This window comes from Pseudomonadota bacterium, assembly GCA_026388215.1.
Lineage (GTDB): Bacteria > Desulfobacterota > Syntrophorhabdia > Syntrophorhabdales > Syntrophorhabdaceae > JAPLKF01.
In genome coordinates this window covers 1-16,273 of the sequence record JAPLKF010000009.1, presented here as the reverse complement: position 1 = coordinate 16,273, position 16,273 = coordinate 1, and the positions used below count along the sequence as shown (strand labels likewise).

The window sequence follows — 16,273 nt, the reverse complement described above, 5'->3', positions numbered from 1 at the left end:
TGAAAAAGACAATAAAATGTCTATAATTTTAAAATAGATTCAGGCGAAAGCCAGAGGAGGTATTACAATGTCTGTATATTCGGAAATTGTTATGGAACATTTCAAAAATCCACGTAACGTTGGGAGAATTACCAATCCTGATGGGATTGGAGAGGCTGGTAACCCTGTATGCGGTGATATGATGGCCATAACGATAAAGGTCAGGGATAATCGTATTGAAGAGATTAAATTTGAGACGTTCGGGTGTGGTGCAGCAATTGCAGTATCGAGTATGATAACTGAAATGGCCAAAGGAAAGACTCTGGAGGAGGCTCTTAACATTACCAATAAGACTATATTGGCTGAAGTTGGAGAACTTCCAAAAAATGAACTTCACTGCACAAATCTTGGTGCAGAGGCTTTACACAAAGCAATTATGGATTATTTTGATAAAAAAGAGGGGCGAACGAAGAAGACAAGAGGCGGTAAGGTTGAATACCTCCAAATGGGAAAAGAGCATTGTTACTGTCCGTATTGTGATATTGAACTGCCAAAAGAGGCCCCTTACTGTTCGAACTGTGGAAAGCCAACGCTCAATAATCATTGAGTGAGTTTTCTTAAGAAAGGATGGCAAAAATGATTTACCTTGACAACATTTCTGCTACACCGCTTCATACTGAAGTAAAAGAGACTATGATCAATTATATACAAAATTCATTTGGTAACCCGATAAGCCAGCACCATATGGGGGATCAGGCAATGGAAGCCCTGGAAAATGCCAGGAGAGAGGTAGCACAACTCATCAATGCTAAACCTGAAGAGGTTGTCTTTACCTCGGGAGGCACCGAATCAATCAACCATGCGATTAAAGGGGTTGCCTTCGCCATGGCTGACAGGAGAAAACATATTATTACTTCGAACATCGAGCATCAGGCAGTGCTCCGTTCTCTCAGAGCATTAATGAGACTGGGTTATCATGTAACCTCTTTGCCTGTGGATAAATTTGGATTGGTTGACCCGGGAGAGGTGGAAAAGGCTATCACCGATGAAACCATTCTTGTGAGCATCATGCATGCCAACAATGAAATTGGAACCATTGAGCCTATTTCAGAGATAAGTAAAATCACCCGGGCGAGAGGGATAACCCTCCATACGGATGCTGTTGCTTCAGCCGGCGTAATCCCGGTAGATGTTGAATCAATGGGGGTAGACCTCCTGAGTTTAGCTGCAAATCAGTTCTACGGTCCTTCAGGGGCTGGTGCGCTATACGTCCGCACAAACACCAGGATTGTTCCCATTTTAGATGGTGGTATTCAGGAGATGAATCTGCGGGCTGGAACACAGAATATGGTCGGTATTATTGGTATGGGGAAGGCCGCCGAGCTGGCAAGAAAAGGGATGAAAGAACGTATGGAGTATATGCTAAAACTGAAGAAATACCTTATAGGCCGGTTGAACGAGATTGAAGAAATCAATATAAACGGGCACCCAACGAAAAGTCTTCCAAACTTAATATCATGCTCGGTGAAATATGTGGAGGGCGAGTCAATGGTGCTTATGCTCGATCAGGTGGGGATCTGTGTATCGACCCGCTCTGCCTGTGCTACAGGATCACTCAGGGCATCACACGTTTTAACTTCTATTGGCTGCGACTACACAATTGCCCAGGGAACAGCTATTTTCTCCCTGGGTATTAACAACACATTCGAAGAAATAGATAAAACTGTTGACTCCCTCAAGAAGAGTGTCGATTTTCTCAGAAGTATGTCACCGCTTTATAAGAAGAAAGGGTAAAGATTTATGCTGTTTCTGCTGAATATTTAAGCTGTCCTGAGTAGATATTTCATATAAAACAAATTGTGCAGTTAAAAGATAGCTATTCATAAAACAGGTTGACAAGATTTTATAAAATGCTATTATGAAATTATGGTAAATACTGAAGGGATGAAAAATATTTATCTGCTTAATGTTTAAGGAGGTGAAAGATGGATGAAGGAACCCCATTACTGGATGAGCTGGATAAGGGGCCATGGCCGAGCTATGTCAAAGAGATAAAACGGGCTGCAAAAAAGAACAAGGCCGCAAAAGACCTGCTCGGCATTCAGGAATTATCTTATAAAGACAGAGTAACTCACTGGAAACATGGAGGCATTGTTGGCGTTACAGGCTATGGAGGTGGTGTTATCGGGAGGTACTGCGATGTTCCTGAAAAATTTCCCAATGCAGCATCCTTCCATACATTGCGCGTAAACCACCCGGGTGGCTGGTTTTATACAACAAAGGCCTTAAGACAGATCTGTGATGTATGGGAAAGGTTCGGGAGTGGCATGACGAATCTCCACGGTTCAACGGGTGACCTCATACTCCTCGGAACTACTACAGAGAATCTCCAGCCATGCTTTGATGCACTTATAGAGGTCGGCTTCGATCTCGGTGGTTCAGGTTCAGTTTTACGGACACCTACTGGATGTGTAGGCCCTGCACGGTGTGAATGGTCTACGATTGATACCCTCGATCTCATCTATAACCTGACCATGGAATTTCAGGACGAAATCCACAGGCCGCGATGGCCTTACAAATTCAAGATTAAAGCTTCAGGCTGTTCAAATGACTGTGTGGCGGCAATAGCAAGGGCTGATTTCACCATAATAGGCACCTGGAGGGACAACCTAAGGATTGATCAAAATAGCGTCAGAGAATACGCCGACAGAGGATTTGACATCCATAAACTTATAGTGGATAAGTGTCCTACCAATGCACTTGAGTGGGATGAAAAGACAAAGGAATTAATCCTTCAGCCGGAAGATTGTGTAAGGTGTATGCACTGTATAAATAAGATGCCAAAAGCGATAAGACCTGGGCTTAACAGAGGCGCTACCATTCTTATTGGCGGTAAAGCGCCTATTATCAAGGGGGCGTATCTTTCATGGGTATTGATACCGTTCATTAAGATTGAACCGCCGTACGAAGAACTCAAAGACCTTCTCCGCAAAATATGGGACTGGTGGGATGAAAATGGAAGAACCAGAGAAAGGCTTGCGGAGCTGATTGAAAGGGTTGGGCTCAAGACATTCCTTCGTGAAATGGGCATAGAACCTGTTCCTCAAATGGTGTATAAGCCTCGGGCAAACCCATACGTATTTTTTGATAAAAAATGATGAATAACCTATTATCAAGTATCAAAAAAAATTCCAATTACCAATTCCCAATAACCAAGCGATTGGAATTTGAAACTTATTTATTGTTTGGAATTTGGTATTTGGTTATTGGTGATTAATAAGGAGGATGTTATGGGAGCAACAGATATTGGACCACCTGATTACCGTACCATGTTGCCGGAAGTAATTAAGAAGAACTATGGAAAATGGAAATATCATGAAATACCCCGTCCCGGTGTACTTAAACATGTATCAGAGACCGGCGATACCCTGTATACTGTGAGGGTAGGTTCACCGAGGCTTGTAAGTATAGACTTCATCCGTGATATTTGCGATATCGCTGATAAATACTGTGACGGACACTTGAGGTTTACCAGCCGCTCCAACATCGAATTCCTCACGGACAAAGAGGAAAATGTACAGGGACTCCTTGACGAAATGAACAAACTGGGACTTCCTGTGGGTGGAACCGGTAACTGCATCTCCAACATTGTCCACACCCAGGGATGGATACACTGCCACAGTGCGGCAACTGATGCATCAGGGTTGGTCAAATCAATTATGGATGAGTTTTATGACCAGTTTACCAATATGAAACTTCCTGCCCTTCTCAGGATCTCGGTAGCCTGTTGTATCAACATGTGCGGAGCAATACACTGCTCTGATCTTGCCATAGTGGGGGTTCACAGAAAGCCACCAAAGATAGACCATAGTAAACTATCCGCTGTATGCGAGATCCCGACCACAATACAGTCATGCCCGACCGGGGCGATCAGGCGGAATCCTGACCCGAATATAAAGAGCGTCATTGTGAGGGATGATCTCTGTATGTACTGTGCGAACTGTTTTACCGTATGTCCTGCCATGCCTCTGGCAGATGCCGAAGGAGACGGTGTTGCGATATATGCTGGCGGGAAGGTCTCTAATGCCAGAAAACCACCGATGTTCTCAAGAATGATTGTCCCTTATCTCCCGAATCATCCACCACGCTGGCCGGAGGTTACTGATGTACTCAAGAAGGTAGTCAATATATATGCTGAACGCGCACGGAAGTATGAAAGAATGGGCGAATGGATTGAAAGGATAGGCTGGGAGAAATTCTTTGACCTCACCGGTATTCCTTTCACTGAACAGCATATTGACGATTTCACACATGCAGTGGATACTTACAGGACCACCACACAGTTCAAGTGGTAACAGAGGAGGTGATTGCATGAACGGCGAGGTAACTGAGGAATTGAAACAGAAGATACTCGATTATCTGGGCACGGTGAGTCATGCAAAGAATAAGGATGTGGCGCGAAGTATCGGGGCTGACAAGCATGTCGTTGATAAGGCAATTGCAGAACTCAGTAAGGAGAACAAGGTCGAATATATCTACCTCGGGACTTCATTTATAAAGCTTAAAGGTAAGTAAGTAATTGCATGGGTAATATAAAGCAAACGGAAAGCACCTACGAAATACCTCCCCGTGTGATGGTAGGAGCACCGAGCGGGCGTTCAGGTAAAACCATTGTAAGTGTAGGACTATGTGATGCCTTCAGAAAAAGGGGCCTATCAATACAACCCTTTAAAAAAGGCCCTGACTATATTGATGCATCATGGCTTTCTGCAGCATCAAACAAGAGTTGCCGTAATCTGGATGCCTTTTTGATGAGTGAAGCCACATTATTGAAGAGTTTTGAACAGACATCAATAGGCTCCGATTTGGTGATTATTGAGGGTAATATGGGGTTATACGACGGTATTGATAAGAACGGCAGGGGGAGTTCTGCACATCTTGCAAGGATGATTCGTACCCCGGTTATCCTTGTTATCAATACTGAAAGAGTAACCCGCAGTGTGGCGGCGTTGGTAAACGGGTATAAAAACTTTGAACCCGATACCCCGATTGCCGGGGTTATCCTCAACAATGTATCGGGGCAAAGGCACAAGGCTAAACTTGTTGATGCTATAGAAAGGTACTGTAAAATACCTGTTTTAGGGGCCATTCCAAGGGATGCTGGTCTCAATATAACCGAACGGCATCTGGGCCTCATACCATTCAGGGAAAGCATATCCGGTCTTTCTGCAATCGAACACATATTGCGTGTAATTGAAGGGTGCATGGATATTGACGGGATATTATCAATCGCCAGAAGTGCAGAAAGGCATTTTGTAAAAGGAGAGGAAGAAAAGAATAAAAAAGAGATTAATGTCCGAATAGGGGTGCTTTTTGATCAGGTATTTAACTTTTATTACCCTGAAAATTTAGAGATGTTGATGAATTCGGGTGCTGAATTATTATTTATTGATTCAATTAAGGACACTAGACTGCCAAGGATTGAGGGTCTTTATATTGGAGGAGGTTTCCCTGAATTATTTTCAGCGGAATTGGAAGCAAATAAGGGTCTCCGACATGAGATCGCTCTGGCTATCGAAGGTGGTTTACCAGTCTATGCAGAATGTGCAGGACTTACTTATCTATGCCGTGGAATTCGCTGGCAAGGCCGACGTTATGAAATGGTAGGCGCAATCCCTGCAGATATCGAAATATGCAAGAGACCTCAGGGGCACGGGTATGTGGAAGTAGAAGTTGGCAACGAAAACCCATTCTTTCCCTTAGGTTCGGTGCTACGTGGTCATGAATTCCATCATTCGAAACTGTTATACTCGGATGATTTGAAGTTTGCCTATAAAATAAAGCGAGGGCATGGGATTGACGGTAAGGTTGATGGTGTTTTTTTTAAAAACCTCTTTGCAGCTTATACCCATTTGCATGCCTTAAGTGTACCTCAATGGGCAGAGGGTTTTGTATCACTTATACTAAAGCAAAAGAAACGCTATGCCCATTCCCACAAAGATAACTTAGAAAGGAGAAGCCATGGCAACATGTCCCGTATGTCATGAAGAGGTAGAGGAAAAGAAGGCAAGAGGTCAAAGCAAATATGAAGGGCAAAATTATTATTTTTGCAGTAAGGCATGTAAGAAAAGGTTCGATGAAGAACCAGAAAAATATATCAAGAAAAAATAGCAGGAGGTAACAGATGCCAAAGGCTACACTTGGTGGAACGGAAATTGAGATTGATGAGGATGGTTTTATTCAGGAACCTGATAAGTGGAACAAGGAAGTTGCAGAAGACCTGGCAAAGGTGGAGCAGGCATATCCCATGGGCGAAGATCACTGGAAGCTTGTGAACTATCTGAGAGATTACTACATCAAATACGAGATCGCTCCCCCGATCAGAATGCTCTGTAAGCAGACAGGCCTCGATCTTAAGACAATCTATCGGCTCTTTCCTGGCGGTCCTGCCAAGGGAGCCTGTAAGATAGCAGGGTTACCGAAACCCACGGGATGCGTTTAACGTCAGCATGGAGCAAGGAGCATAGAGCAAAGAGTGAAAGATTCTCTGCTCTCAGCTCTTATCTCTCAGCTAAATGACATGAGCATCTTTCTTGCCATATTCACCTATTTTGCCTACATCTTCATCATAACCATGTACACGGTAAAGATTGTTAAATACCTCAGGTTGCCCGTTCATCTCCGGTGGGATCTTTATCCGGTTATCCATGAAGAGAGATATAAGTATGGAGGCTCATATTTTGAAGATATTGAGTGGTGGACAAAGGCACGCCAAAAAAGGTTTTTAAGAGGGTTAATATATCTTTTAAAGGAATATTTGTACCTTGGAGAATATTTCAAGAGGCATAAAAGCTACTGGCTTGTTCTATATCCGTGGCATATTGGTTTTATACTGATTATTACATTCCACATATTATGTTTCTTAGGGGCAATAGCAGAGGTTATTGGTGTAAATATCTTTTATTATTTAACAATTGTAATCGGTGTTGTCAGTTTTACAACCGGGGTTTTTGGCAGCATAGGCTTGATAATAAAAAGGCTTACGGATAAAGATTTGAAAACTTACGCATCGCCATTAACTTACTTTAATTACATATTTACTCTGGCTGTCTTTTTAAGCGGACTATATGCATGGTATTTTGTTGACCCAACCTTTTCTGAATACAGGGAATTCTGGAAAGGGCTGATTACTTTTCATTTTACAGGGATTGAACCTGCAGGGGAAGTGCATATCATTATCTTTGCGCTGTTTTTAATATACCTTCCATATACACGCTCAATGCATTATATCTCAAGGTTATTTGCCTTCTTTTTAATCAGATGGGATGATGAACCGAATACAAAAGGAAGTGAACTCGAAAAGAAGCTCCAGGAACAGCTTAAATGGAAGGTTACATGGTCTGCACCACATATCAAATCAGGAAAGACGTGGGGAGAGAATGCGAAAAAATGATGGGTTGCGAGAGGATAAATGATGAAGATAGAAGACATCAGTAAAAAAAATGACCAGTTGATTAAGATTACGCCTTCCGATTTGATGCCTCTTCCATACCCCTATGATGACCCTAAGAAAGACCCAGCTATCACGGAGCTTACGGATGAACAGAAAAGTAGGTATGAAGCATCCCTTGATGGCGTGGTGGCAATCGGCATTCCCAGGCCAAAAACAGTAGAAGAGGAAAAGACGTTTGTCGAAAAATTTCTTTCAGGTCTTGAAAAACTCCTCTCGAAGGAGAACAACTGGACATTCCTGCAGCCCCTCATCCATTCCCTCGAATACTGCGTTAAATGTCAGCTCTGCAATGATTCATGTCCGGTATACATCGCAAGCGGCAGAAAAGAGATCTACCGCCCCACGTACCGCCCTGAGATACTGCGGCGGATTATTAACAAGTATCTGAAAAAACGGGGAGGTATCCTGTCCAAGTTAACCGGAAGTGATATCGACCTGAACTGGACCCTCGTTGCACGGCTCGCAGAGCTTGCTTACCGTTGCACGCTCTGCAGGAAATGCGCCCAGGTATGTCCCCTCGGCGTTGACAATGGCCTTATCAGTCATGAAATAAGAAAGCTCTTCAGTCAGGAATTGGGTATTGCACCCAAAGAGCTACACGAACAGGGAACCGTTCAGCAGTTAAAGGCAGGCTCAAGTACTGGTATTACACCGAAGGCACTCAGCAATATTATCAGTTTCATGGAAGACGATATCGAGGAGAAGATAGGTAAAAGGATTAAAATACCTGTTGATAAGGAAGGGGCAGAAATACTGCTTATCCATAATGCAGGAGAATTTCTTTCATGGCCCGAAAATCCCGAAGCATTCGCAATCATTTTTGATGCGGCAGGTATTGACTGGACGCTTTCGAGCGAGCTGGTCGGATATGATGCGGTCAATTACGGTGTCTGGTACGATGACTTTCAGCTTGCCAGAATTGCCATACGACATGCTGAGATTGCAAAAAAATTGAAGGTAAAAAAGATTAACGTTGGTGAGTGCGGACACTCCCATAAGGCAATGATAGTAGTTGCCGATAGGGTATTGACAGGAGACCTGAATATCCCGAGAGAAAGTGTCCTCCCATTACTGGAAGATCTGGTATGCAATGAAAGGATCAAGATAGATCCCAACAAAAATAACTTTCCCGTCACCCTTCATGACCCATGTAACATGGTGAGACTCATGGGTATTGTGGAACCCCAGAGGAGGATTCTCAGAAAAATTTGTCCACAATTTGTGGAAATGGAACCCCATGGTGTTGAGAATTACTGTTGCGGTGGAGGGAGCGGATTTGCTATTATGCAATCAATGAATTTTCCTGACTGGCGAAGTGTTGTGTCAGGGAGGGTAAAACTCAAACAGATATTGGAGACCTTTCAGGATGTCATTGCGCCGGATATCAAAAAATACGTGTGTGCCCCGTGCTCAAACTGTAAGGGACAGATACGGGACCTCTTTAGTTATTATAATGTTTGGGAGGAATGCGGTATATATTATGGCGGACTTGCGGAACTGATTGTCAACGGGATGGAGGAAGTCAAGAAGCCGTTTATAGACTGGGAATGGCATTAAATCAGCAGAGAGCGTGGAGCAGAGAGCGAAAGAGTGACAATAATAAAAATTACCTGCTATATCGGTGTGTGGAATGGATAAGACCAGCGACAAGGTAATAGTCTTTGGTTCTGAGTATGTCGGCAGCGGTGACGAAACCCTCGGATTCGCAATACTCATGAACCTCTTGGAAACCCTTGCAAAAAGAGAAGATAGACCGAAGGCGATGATATTCTGGAATATGGCAGTGAAACTCCTTGCAGAGGGTTCGCCTGCAGTTCCCCGTCTGAAAGCCCTTGAAGAGAAAGGCGTAACAATTCTTGCAGGAAAGTTATGTGTACAGGATTTGCGTCTCACAGATAGTATCGCTGTTGGTAACATTGCAACGATGGATGAGATTCTGGATTTTGTCCTCCATAATGAGGTAATAAGTTTGTAACGGACGGGAATCTGTTCGTTTATACTGATAAATTTTAGAGATCATAGGAGGGCAGGTATGGGGAAAGGCGACAAACGCTCCAGGCGTGGTAAAGTATGGAGGGGAACGCACGGAAAAAAACGACCGAAAAAGAGAAGCAAGAAATCAGTTTAAAACTGTGATTTAGAGATTTTTATGAACTTAAAAGAACTTCTTTTAAAGAAGAAAAAGGTTATATTAGAAAAGTGGTTTGATTTAATACTTGAGAGCTACCAGCCCGTTACTTCAAATTTTTTAAAACAGGAGAAGAACAGATTTGCAAATCCCGTTGGGCATATAATTTCTGAGGGGACAGAAATCCTCTTTGATGAACTGGTATATGAGAGAGATTCTGACAGGGTTATTTCGGCTCTCGACAGTATTATAAGAATCAGGGCTGTTCAGGATTTAATGCCCTCTCAGGCGATTTCTTTTGTCTCTTTGCTTAAGAAGGCGGTAAGGGAAGAAGTGACGAGGGACGAGGCCTGCCCTGCTTCGCAGCGCGAGGCCAGGGGACGATGGATGATGGATGATAAAAGCAAGATGCTATTTGAATTATTACAGTTTGAGACAAAGATTGACATGCTTGCCTCCCTTGCCTTTGATATTTATCTAAAATGCAGGGAAGAAATTTATGAGATAAGGGTAAATGAGGCAAAGGTCAGCAAAGACATGGCCTTAAGACTCCTTAAAATCATGAAACAGGTAGACTAAAAAAATGAAGGCTTTCTATCCTTTCCTTGCAGTTATATCCCTGTTATCAATCGCGTATGCCGGGGTCGGGATATTCGGGATGTATGCCCTTTTTGGTGCCGTGATACCTTATACAGCCTTTCTTTTATTCATTTGTGGAATTATTTACCGTGTCATTGTGTGGGCAAAAACCCCGCAACCTTTCTGCATCCCTACTGTCTGCGGCCAGCAGAAGTCACTCCCCTGGATAAAGGCTGATAACATTGAAAGTCCTTATACCCGAGCAGGGGTTATAGGGAGGATGGCCCTCGAGGTGCTCCTCTTCCGTTCACTTTTCAGGAATGACAGGGTTGAACTGAGAGACGGGGGAAGGCTTGTTTTTTCTGGAAATAAATTCCTCTGGCTGGGAGGGCTGTTATTTCACTGGTCATTGCTTTTCATACTGATGAAACATTTGCGGTTTTTTACAGAACCCATTCCTGCCTTCGTACTTTTTCTTCAAGGTGTTGACGGTATTTTTGAATTAACCATTCCTGCCCTCTTTATCACTGATGGACTGATTATTGTTGCCCTCACGTACCTTTTCCTGAGAAGGGTCATTTATCCACAGATCCGATATATCTCTATCCCTTCTGACTACTTTACCCTTTTTCTCATTGCAGGTATCGTATCAACAGGGATCCTCATGCGACACATTTTCAAGGTAGACCTCCTTGAGATAAAAAGATTGAGCCTCGGGCTCGTAAGTTTCCATCCTGTTGTGCCTCCCGGGATAAGATTGGCTTTTTACCTCCATCTCTTTCTCGTGAGCGTTTTCCTTGCGTATTTACCCGTGAGCAAGATTATACATATGGCTGGAGTGTTCTTCAGCCCCACACGCAACCAGATGAACAATAACCGTATGGTGAGACATGTCAATCCCTGGAACTATCCTGTAAAGCTACACACCTATGAGGAATGGGAGAATGACTTCAGGGACGCCATGAAAGAAGCTGGACTGCCTTTAGAGAAAAACGAATGAAACACGAGGGAGGACGGGAGTTGTAATGGCTGAGGAACTGAAAAAACCGGATGACCTCTTAGATATAAATCTATCCCCGCCGGCACAGGGCTGGATGGAGACCACCCCTACCTTTAGAAAAGGAACTTACTGTTACAGTGCCCCTTTAAAACATCAGCAATATCTGGAACTACCGAACCAGAGGGAATGGCAGCCTCACGATGCAGACTGGAAACTTCCTGCAAACTGGAAAGAAATCATACTCGACGGAATGGAGAAGCTTCTAAAAAAACATCGCTCCTTCCGGCTCTTTCTCGATATCTGTGTCCGGTGTGGTGCATGCGCTGACAAGTGTCATTTCTTTATTGGCTCAGGAGACCCTAAAAATATGCCTGTATTGCGGGCAGAACTCTTAAGGTCGGTCTACCGGAGATATTTTACCCTTGGAGGGAAGCTCTTTGGAAAACTTGCCGGTGGGAGAGAACTCACAGTGGATGTGTTGAAGGAATGGTTTTATTATTTTTTTCAGTGCACGGAGTGCAGGCGCTGCTCGGTGTATTGCCCTTTCGGCATCGATACCTGTGAGATTACCATGATGGCAAGGGAACTCCTGAACCTTGTCGGCTGCAATATCCAGTGGGTTATCGAGCCCGCATCCAACTGCTTCAGGACAGGTAATCACCTCGGCGTTCCACCCCACGCCTTTAAAAAGACCCTGGAATTTGCAGTTGATGAGATAGAAGATCTGACGGGTATCAGGGTTGATCTGCCTATAAACAAAAAAGGTGCGGAAATTCTCTTTATCGCTCCATCAGCGGACTATTTTGCAAGCCCCCACTGGTTTACACTGCTTGGCTACCTTATGCTTTTCCATGAAATCGGTCTCGATTATACCTGGAGTGCCTATGCCTCTGAAGGGGGAAACTTCGGTCTCTTTCATTCGATGGAACTGGCAAAACGTCTTAACGACAAGATATATGCTGAGGCGAAAAGGTTGGGGGTTAAGTGGATTCTCGGAGGGGAATGCGGCCATATGTGGAGGACTATTCACCAGTACATGGACACGTTTAATGGGCCTGCAGATTTTCTGGAAGAACCTGTTTCCCCGATAACAGGGACAAGGTTTGAAAATACAAAATCCACAAAGATGGTTCACATAGCAGAGTTTACCGCTGACCTGATAAAACATAATAAACTAAAGCTTGCCCCCCATAGAAACGATAAGTGGAAGGTAACCTTCCATGACTCCTGTAACCCTGCCAGGGCTATGGGTCTTTTTGAGGAACCGAGGTTCATTATAAATAATGTGTGCAATTCCTTTTATGAAATGCCGGAAAACACGATAAAAGAGAGGACCTTTTGCTGCGGAAGTGGAGCAGGATTGGGGGCGGATGAGAATATAGAGATGAGGCTAAGGGGAGGATTCCCGAGGGCGAATGCGGTAAAGTATGTTAAGGAAACATACGGGGTAAATATGGTGGCCTGTATGTGTGCTATTGACAAGGCCTCTTTACCACCCCTTTTTGAATACTGGGTTCCTGGTGTGGAAGTTGCTGGTGTCCATGAACTTGTGGGGAATGCCCTTGTTATGAAGGGAGAGACTGAGAGAAAGACGAATCTGAGAGGTGAACCACTTGGTGAATAACCAATTACCAAATTCCAATAACCAAACAAATGATCATGCACCAACCACAAGACGAATACGTTCAAAGAGCAATCTAATTGTTAGAAGTCTGGTCATTGAGATGTGGTTATTAGAATTTAATTATGTAAAGTCTGGAGCTTGGAATTTGGTTATTGGATATTCTGGGTGAATATTTATGCATGATACTGTCAAAGTAATAACAGGTATTACAATCTTCCTCATCTTGATACTGTTCCCTCTCTGGTATAACGGGCTTACAGGAAAGGCGGCATACGTACCGGAATTAAAAGTCCCTGTCACAGAAAAACAGTGTGTGGAATCTACACCTTACATGAAAACACGCCATATGGAACTGCTTGATAAATGGAAAGAAGTAGCTGTAAGGCAGGGTGTCAGAACGTATGTGGCGAAAGATGGGAAGATCCATACGATAGGCCTTACAGGAACGTGCATAAAGTGTCACTCTGATAAAGAGGGGTTTTGCGATAAGTGCCACAACTATGCAGGGGTAAAACCCCATTGCTGGGACTGCCATAACTATCCGAGGGTAACCGCTAAATGATGAATGAAGAATTGAGAATGAATAATTTTACAATAATGAGGGATGAGGGGCGAAAGACAAATGATGCATCGTATCTTTAGGTGAGCATGGACAGGAGAAAATTTCTTAAGATTACCGGACTCTCACTGGCAGGATTGACGATCCAGCCTGCATTCCGTCTCTTTTCAAAACCGGAACAAAAAAGATGGGCTATGGTCATAAACCTCAATGCCTGTTCAAAAAAGGATGGGTGCAGGGATTGTATTGATGCATGCCACCGCCTCCATAATGTCCCTGATTTGGCAAATCCGAAGGATGAGGTCAAGTGGATATGGAACGCCCCATTTGAGAGGGTATTTGGTGGGCAGGGATATACTACCCTCAACGAGGTATTAAAGAATAGAAGTGTCCTTGTATTATGCAATCACTGTGAAAACCCGCCCTGTGTAAAAGTATGTCCCACAAAGGCTACATGGAAAAGGGAAGACGGTATAGTAATGATGGATTACCACAGGTGTATCGGGTGCAGGTACTGTATGGCGGCGTGTCCTTATGGAGCCAGGAGTTTCAACTGGAAGGACCCGAGGCCATCTATTAATGAAATCAATATGGATTTTCCCACCCGGATGAAAGGCGTTGTGGAGAAGTGCAATTTCTGCGAAGAGAGACTCGCTAAAAATCTTCTGCCTGCATGCGTTGAAGCATGTAAAGAGAAAGGGCTCATTTTTGGCGACCTCAATGCAACAGATTCAGATGTGAGAAAAATCCTGAAATCTAAATTCAGCATATTGCGAAAGCCGCATTTGGGAACTGAACCGAAAGTCTACTATATCTTGTGAGGATATATGCTTGAGAAGGCCCTTCATGGTGCTCGAAGATACTGGGGATGGATAGCCCTGCTACTCCTTATAGTTATTGCCGGTTTTATCTCCTACCTTGTACAATTGCGGGAAGGTCTGGGTATTACAGGTATGAGCAGAGATGTATCATGGGGTCTCTACATTGCAAATTTTACCTTCCTTGTAGGGGTTGCAGCATCTGCAGTCATGGTAGTCCTCCCATACTATCTTCATAATTACAAACAGTTTGGCAAAATCACGGTTCTGGGCGAATTCTTAGCCGTCTCAGCCGTGATAATGTCCATTATGTTTATATTTGTAGACCTCGGTCAGCCATCACGGGTCTTCAATGTTATTTTCTATCCATCACCCAGTTCGCTTTTGTTCTGGGATATGATTGTTTTAACCGTTTATCTCATTCTTAACCTGCTTATCGGATGGTATACACTTGACGCTGAACACAAGGAAGAACCAGTCCCTGCATGGGTTAAACCTTTGATAATTCTGTCCATTCCCTGGGCTATAAGTATACATACAGTAACAGCCTTCATATATTCAGGCCTTGGTGCAAGAGCATTCTGGCTCACCGCCCTTCTCGCACCCCGTTTCCTTGCCTCAGCATTTGCTTCAGGCCCGGCACTCCTCATAATCATATGTATTATTATAAAAAAGGTCACCAGGTTCGACCCTGGAAAAGAAGCCATTCAAAAAGTGGCACAGATAGTAACCTATGCAATGCTAATAAATGTTTTTTTCTTGATGGTTGAATTTTTCACTGTCTATTACAGCAAGATCCCTGAACATATTGCTCATTCTGATTACCTCCTGTTCGGTCTGGAGGGACACATGACGCTTGTTCCATACATGTGGGTTTCAATTATATTGATGTTCATCTCTCTGATTCTTTTAATCAATCCAGGCACACGAAAAAATGAAAATATTCTCGTAACGGCGTGCTTGATGGTATTTTTATCCATATGGATTGACAAGGGGCTCAACCTACTAATTCCAGGATTTACTCCATCACCATTAAATGAGATTTTTAAATACCGGCCCACCTTACCAGAAGTTCTCATTACACTTGGCATATACGCAATAGGATTCTTAATCCTGACAATCCTCTTCAAAATAGCCATTGAAATGAAGCTCCTGGCAAAAAAGCAGGATTCTTAAATTGAGAGGATACGGGCTGATTTACATGAATTGAATAATTCCTTTACTTCAGATTACTACCTGGATCACCGACTACCATAAAAGGGGCTTAAGAAGAAGGGATGGGCATAGCTTGAAATGATTTTACCGCTGGCGGTGTCGGTCATATTTGAATGATCAATCAGTTCGAGCATGGATTTCTGTAATGCCCTCGCACGGGAAAGGGTTTTACCTTCCTGCTGATAACGGAAGGGTTTAAATAAATATTGAAAGAGATTTGTTGTAATGCTATAACGTAAAAAAAACAATGAGGGACTGGCGAAGAAGAATACGCAGACAACCTGTTTTAAGGCGTGGGCACTGTAGGAAGCGAAACAGAAAGTACAGGGTACAGGGCATAGGGTATAGTTTAAAAGTAGAAAACGGAAAATGGAATTATTAAGAAGAATCGGTAAACACAACCTGGCGTTGATAGGCTTAATCATACTGATTCCCATGTTTTTTTGTGCCCTGTTTGCGCCCTTTGTATCGTTACACAACCCTATTGAACCCGATTTGAAAAACGTGCTTTCACCGCCATCATTTTCACACCCTTTTGGTACCGACACGCTCGGGAGGGATGTATTTGCCAGGGTGGTATATGGAAGCAGGATTTCTCTTCTTGTGGGATTTGTGTCTGTGGGGATAGCAACCCTGATAGGGCTATTTATAGGTTCTATCTCGGGTTATTATGGAGGCATGATTGACGAACTGATTATGAGGTTTGTTGACCTCATGATGTGTTTCCCTACATTCTTTTTGATACTCGCGGTGATTGCCCTTCTTGAACCGAGTATATGGAATATTATGATTGTAATAGGACTTACAAACTGGATGGGGATTGCACGGCTCGTGAGGGCGGAAATTTTGAGTATAAAG

At 43.5% G+C, this 16,273-nt stretch carries 19 protein-coding genes; all 19 read left to right on the top strand.

Annotated features, from left to right (window positions below; genetic code table 11):
• Window positions 1–67: 67 nt before the first annotated feature.
• Window positions 68–586, top strand: a complete 519-nt coding sequence (locus tag NTU69_00540; protein MCX5802018.1) for an iron-sulfur cluster assembly scaffold protein — start codon at window positions 68–70, stop codon at window positions 584–586.
• A gap of 20 nt (window positions 587–606) precedes the next feature.
• The gene (locus tag NTU69_00535) at window positions 607–1,773 is read left to right on the top strand and encodes a cysteine desulfurase family protein (protein MCX5802017.1); all 1,167 of its coding nucleotides are present in this window, start codon (window positions 607–609) and stop codon (window positions 1,771–1,773) included.
• 191 nt (window positions 1,774–1,964) lie between these two features.
• Complete coding sequence (dsrA, locus tag NTU69_00530; GenBank protein MCX5802016.1) at window positions 1,965–3,137, top strand: dissimilatory-type sulfite reductase subunit alpha; 1,173 nt, start codon at window positions 1,965–1,967, stop codon at window positions 3,135–3,137.
• 132 nt (window positions 3,138–3,269) lie between these two features.
• On the top strand, window positions 3,270–4,334 hold the full coding sequence (gene dsrB / locus NTU69_00525; GenBank protein MCX5802015.1) for a dissimilatory-type sulfite reductase subunit beta: 1,065 nt from the start codon (window positions 3,270–3,272) through the stop codon (window positions 4,332–4,334).
• 16 nt (window positions 4,335–4,350) lie between these two features.
• The gene (locus NTU69_00520) at window positions 4,351–4,554 is read left to right on the top strand and encodes a hypothetical protein (protein MCX5802014.1); all 204 of its coding nucleotides are present in this window, start codon (window positions 4,351–4,353) and stop codon (window positions 4,552–4,554) included.
• An 8-nt stretch (window positions 4,555–4,562) separates the two neighbouring features.
• Window positions 4,563–6,026, top strand: a complete 1,464-nt coding sequence (gene cobB / locus NTU69_00515; GenBank protein ID MCX5802013.1) for a hydrogenobyrinic acid a,c-diamide synthase (glutamine-hydrolyzing) — start codon at window positions 4,563–4,565, stop codon at window positions 6,024–6,026.
• Window positions 6,001–6,150, top strand: coding sequence for a YHS domain-containing protein (locus NTU69_00510; protein ID MCX5802012.1), 150 nt, complete (start codon window positions 6,001–6,003; stop codon window positions 6,148–6,150). Before cobB ends, NTU69_00510 begins: the two co-directional genes overlap by 26 nt.
• 13 nt (window positions 6,151–6,163) lie before the next feature.
• Window positions 6,164–6,481, top strand: coding sequence for a TusE/DsrC/DsvC family sulfur relay protein (locus tag NTU69_00505; protein ID MCX5802011.1), 318 nt, complete (start codon window positions 6,164–6,166; stop codon window positions 6,479–6,481).
• Window positions 6,482–6,514: 33 nt separating this feature from the next.
• Window positions 6,515–7,432 carry a respiratory nitrate reductase subunit gamma gene (locus NTU69_00500; protein ID MCX5802010.1) on the top strand — a complete coding sequence of 306 codons (918 nt, stop codon included), beginning with the start codon at window positions 6,515–6,517 and terminating at the stop codon, window positions 7,430–7,432.
• Between the two features lie 18 nt (window positions 7,433–7,450).
• On the top strand, window positions 7,451–9,049 hold the full coding sequence (locus tag NTU69_00495; GenBank protein MCX5802009.1) for a (Fe-S)-binding protein: 1,599 nt from the start codon (window positions 7,451–7,453) through the stop codon (window positions 9,047–9,049).
• A 73-nt stretch (window positions 9,050–9,122) separates the two neighbouring features.
• The gene (locus NTU69_00490) at window positions 9,123–9,467 is read left to right on the top strand and encodes a sulfurtransferase-like selenium metabolism protein YedF (protein MCX5802008.1); all 345 of its coding nucleotides are present in this window, start codon (window positions 9,123–9,125) and stop codon (window positions 9,465–9,467) included.
• 57 nt (window positions 9,468–9,524) lie between these two features.
• Window positions 9,525–9,620, top strand: coding sequence for a 30S ribosomal protein THX (locus NTU69_00485; protein MCX5802007.1), 96 nt, complete (start codon window positions 9,525–9,527; stop codon window positions 9,618–9,620).
• Window positions 9,621–9,641: 21 nt separating this feature from the next.
• On the top strand, window positions 9,642–10,199 hold the full coding sequence (locus tag NTU69_00480; protein ID MCX5802006.1) for an RsbRD N-terminal domain-containing protein: 558 nt from the start codon (window positions 9,642–9,644) through the stop codon (window positions 10,197–10,199).
• A gap of 4 nt (window positions 10,200–10,203) precedes the next feature.
• Entirely contained in the window at window positions 10,204–11,199 is a 996-nt protein-coding gene (gene dsrM / locus NTU69_00475) for a sulfate reduction electron transfer complex DsrMKJOP subunit DsrM (GenBank protein MCX5802005.1), read from the top strand.
• A gap of 25 nt (window positions 11,200–11,224) precedes the next feature.
• Window positions 11,225–12,823 carry a (Fe-S)-binding protein gene (locus NTU69_00470; protein MCX5802004.1) on the top strand — a complete coding sequence of 533 codons (1,599 nt, stop codon included), beginning with the start codon at window positions 11,225–11,227 and terminating at the stop codon, window positions 12,821–12,823.
• Window positions 12,824–12,998: 175 nt separating this feature from the next.
• Window positions 12,999–13,385 (top strand): sulfate reduction electron transfer complex DsrMKJOP subunit DsrJ, encoded by a 387-nt coding sequence (gene dsrJ, locus NTU69_00465; GenBank protein MCX5802003.1) that lies wholly within the window; start codon window positions 12,999–13,001, stop codon window positions 13,383–13,385.
• An 80-nt stretch (window positions 13,386–13,465) separates the two neighbouring features.
• Entirely contained in the window at window positions 13,466–14,203 is a 738-nt protein-coding gene (locus NTU69_00460; protein ID MCX5802002.1) for a 4Fe-4S dicluster domain-containing protein, read from the top strand.
• A 6-nt stretch (window positions 14,204–14,209) separates the two neighbouring features.
• Window positions 14,210–15,376 (top strand): polysulfide reductase NrfD, encoded by a 1,167-nt coding sequence (nrfD, locus tag NTU69_00455; protein ID MCX5802001.1) that lies wholly within the window; start codon window positions 14,210–14,212, stop codon window positions 15,374–15,376.
• 408 nt (window positions 15,377–15,784) lie between these two features.
• On the top strand, window positions 15,785–16,273 hold a 489-nt coding region (locus NTU69_00450; protein ID MCX5802000.1), incomplete at its 3' end, for an ABC transporter permease.

What these genes read in the sequence shown, in the direction of transcription:
- NTU69_00540 (MCX5802018.1), top strand. Translation starts at nt 68, where the DNA reads ATGTCTGTATATTCGGAAATTGTTATGGAACATTTCAAAAATCCACGT.
- NTU69_00535 (MCX5802017.1), top strand. Translation starts at nt 607, where the DNA reads ATGGCAAAAATGATTTACCTTGACAACATTTCTGCTACACCGCTTCAT.
- dsrA (MCX5802016.1), top strand. Translation starts at nt 1,965, where the DNA reads ATGGATGAAGGAACCCCATTACTGGATGAGCTGGATAAGGGGCCATGG.
- dsrB (MCX5802015.1), top strand. Translation starts at nt 3,270, where the DNA reads ATGGGAGCAACAGATATTGGACCACCTGATTACCGTACCATGTTGCCG.
- NTU69_00520 (MCX5802014.1), top strand. Translation starts at nt 4,351, where the DNA reads ATGAACGGCGAGGTAACTGAGGAATTGAAACAGAAGATACTCGATTAT.
- cobB (MCX5802013.1), top strand. Translation starts at nt 4,563, where the DNA reads ATGGGTAATATAAAGCAAACGGAAAGCACCTACGAAATACCTCCCCGT.
- NTU69_00510 (MCX5802012.1), top strand. Translation starts at nt 6,001, where the DNA reads ATGGCAACATGTCCCGTATGTCATGAAGAGGTAGAGGAAAAGAAGGCA.
- NTU69_00505 (MCX5802011.1), top strand. Translation starts at nt 6,164, where the DNA reads ATGCCAAAGGCTACACTTGGTGGAACGGAAATTGAGATTGATGAGGAT.
- NTU69_00495 (MCX5802009.1), top strand. Translation starts at nt 7,451, where the DNA reads ATGATGAAGATAGAAGACATCAGTAAAAAAAATGACCAGTTGATTAAG.
- NTU69_00490 (MCX5802008.1), top strand. Translation starts at nt 9,123, where the DNA reads ATGGATAAGACCAGCGACAAGGTAATAGTCTTTGGTTCTGAGTATGTC.
- NTU69_00485 (MCX5802007.1), top strand. Translation starts at nt 9,525, where the DNA reads ATGGGGAAAGGCGACAAACGCTCCAGGCGTGGTAAAGTATGGAGGGGA.
- NTU69_00480 (MCX5802006.1), top strand. Translation starts at nt 9,642, where the DNA reads ATGAACTTAAAAGAACTTCTTTTAAAGAAGAAAAAGGTTATATTAGAA.
- dsrM (MCX5802005.1), top strand. Translation starts at nt 10,204, where the DNA reads ATGAAGGCTTTCTATCCTTTCCTTGCAGTTATATCCCTGTTATCAATC.
- NTU69_00470 (MCX5802004.1), top strand. Translation starts at nt 11,225, where the DNA reads ATGGCTGAGGAACTGAAAAAACCGGATGACCTCTTAGATATAAATCTA.
- dsrJ (MCX5802003.1), top strand. Translation starts at nt 12,999, where the DNA reads ATGCATGATACTGTCAAAGTAATAACAGGTATTACAATCTTCCTCATC.
- nrfD (MCX5802001.1), top strand. Translation starts at nt 14,210, where the DNA reads ATGCTTGAGAAGGCCCTTCATGGTGCTCGAAGATACTGGGGATGGATA.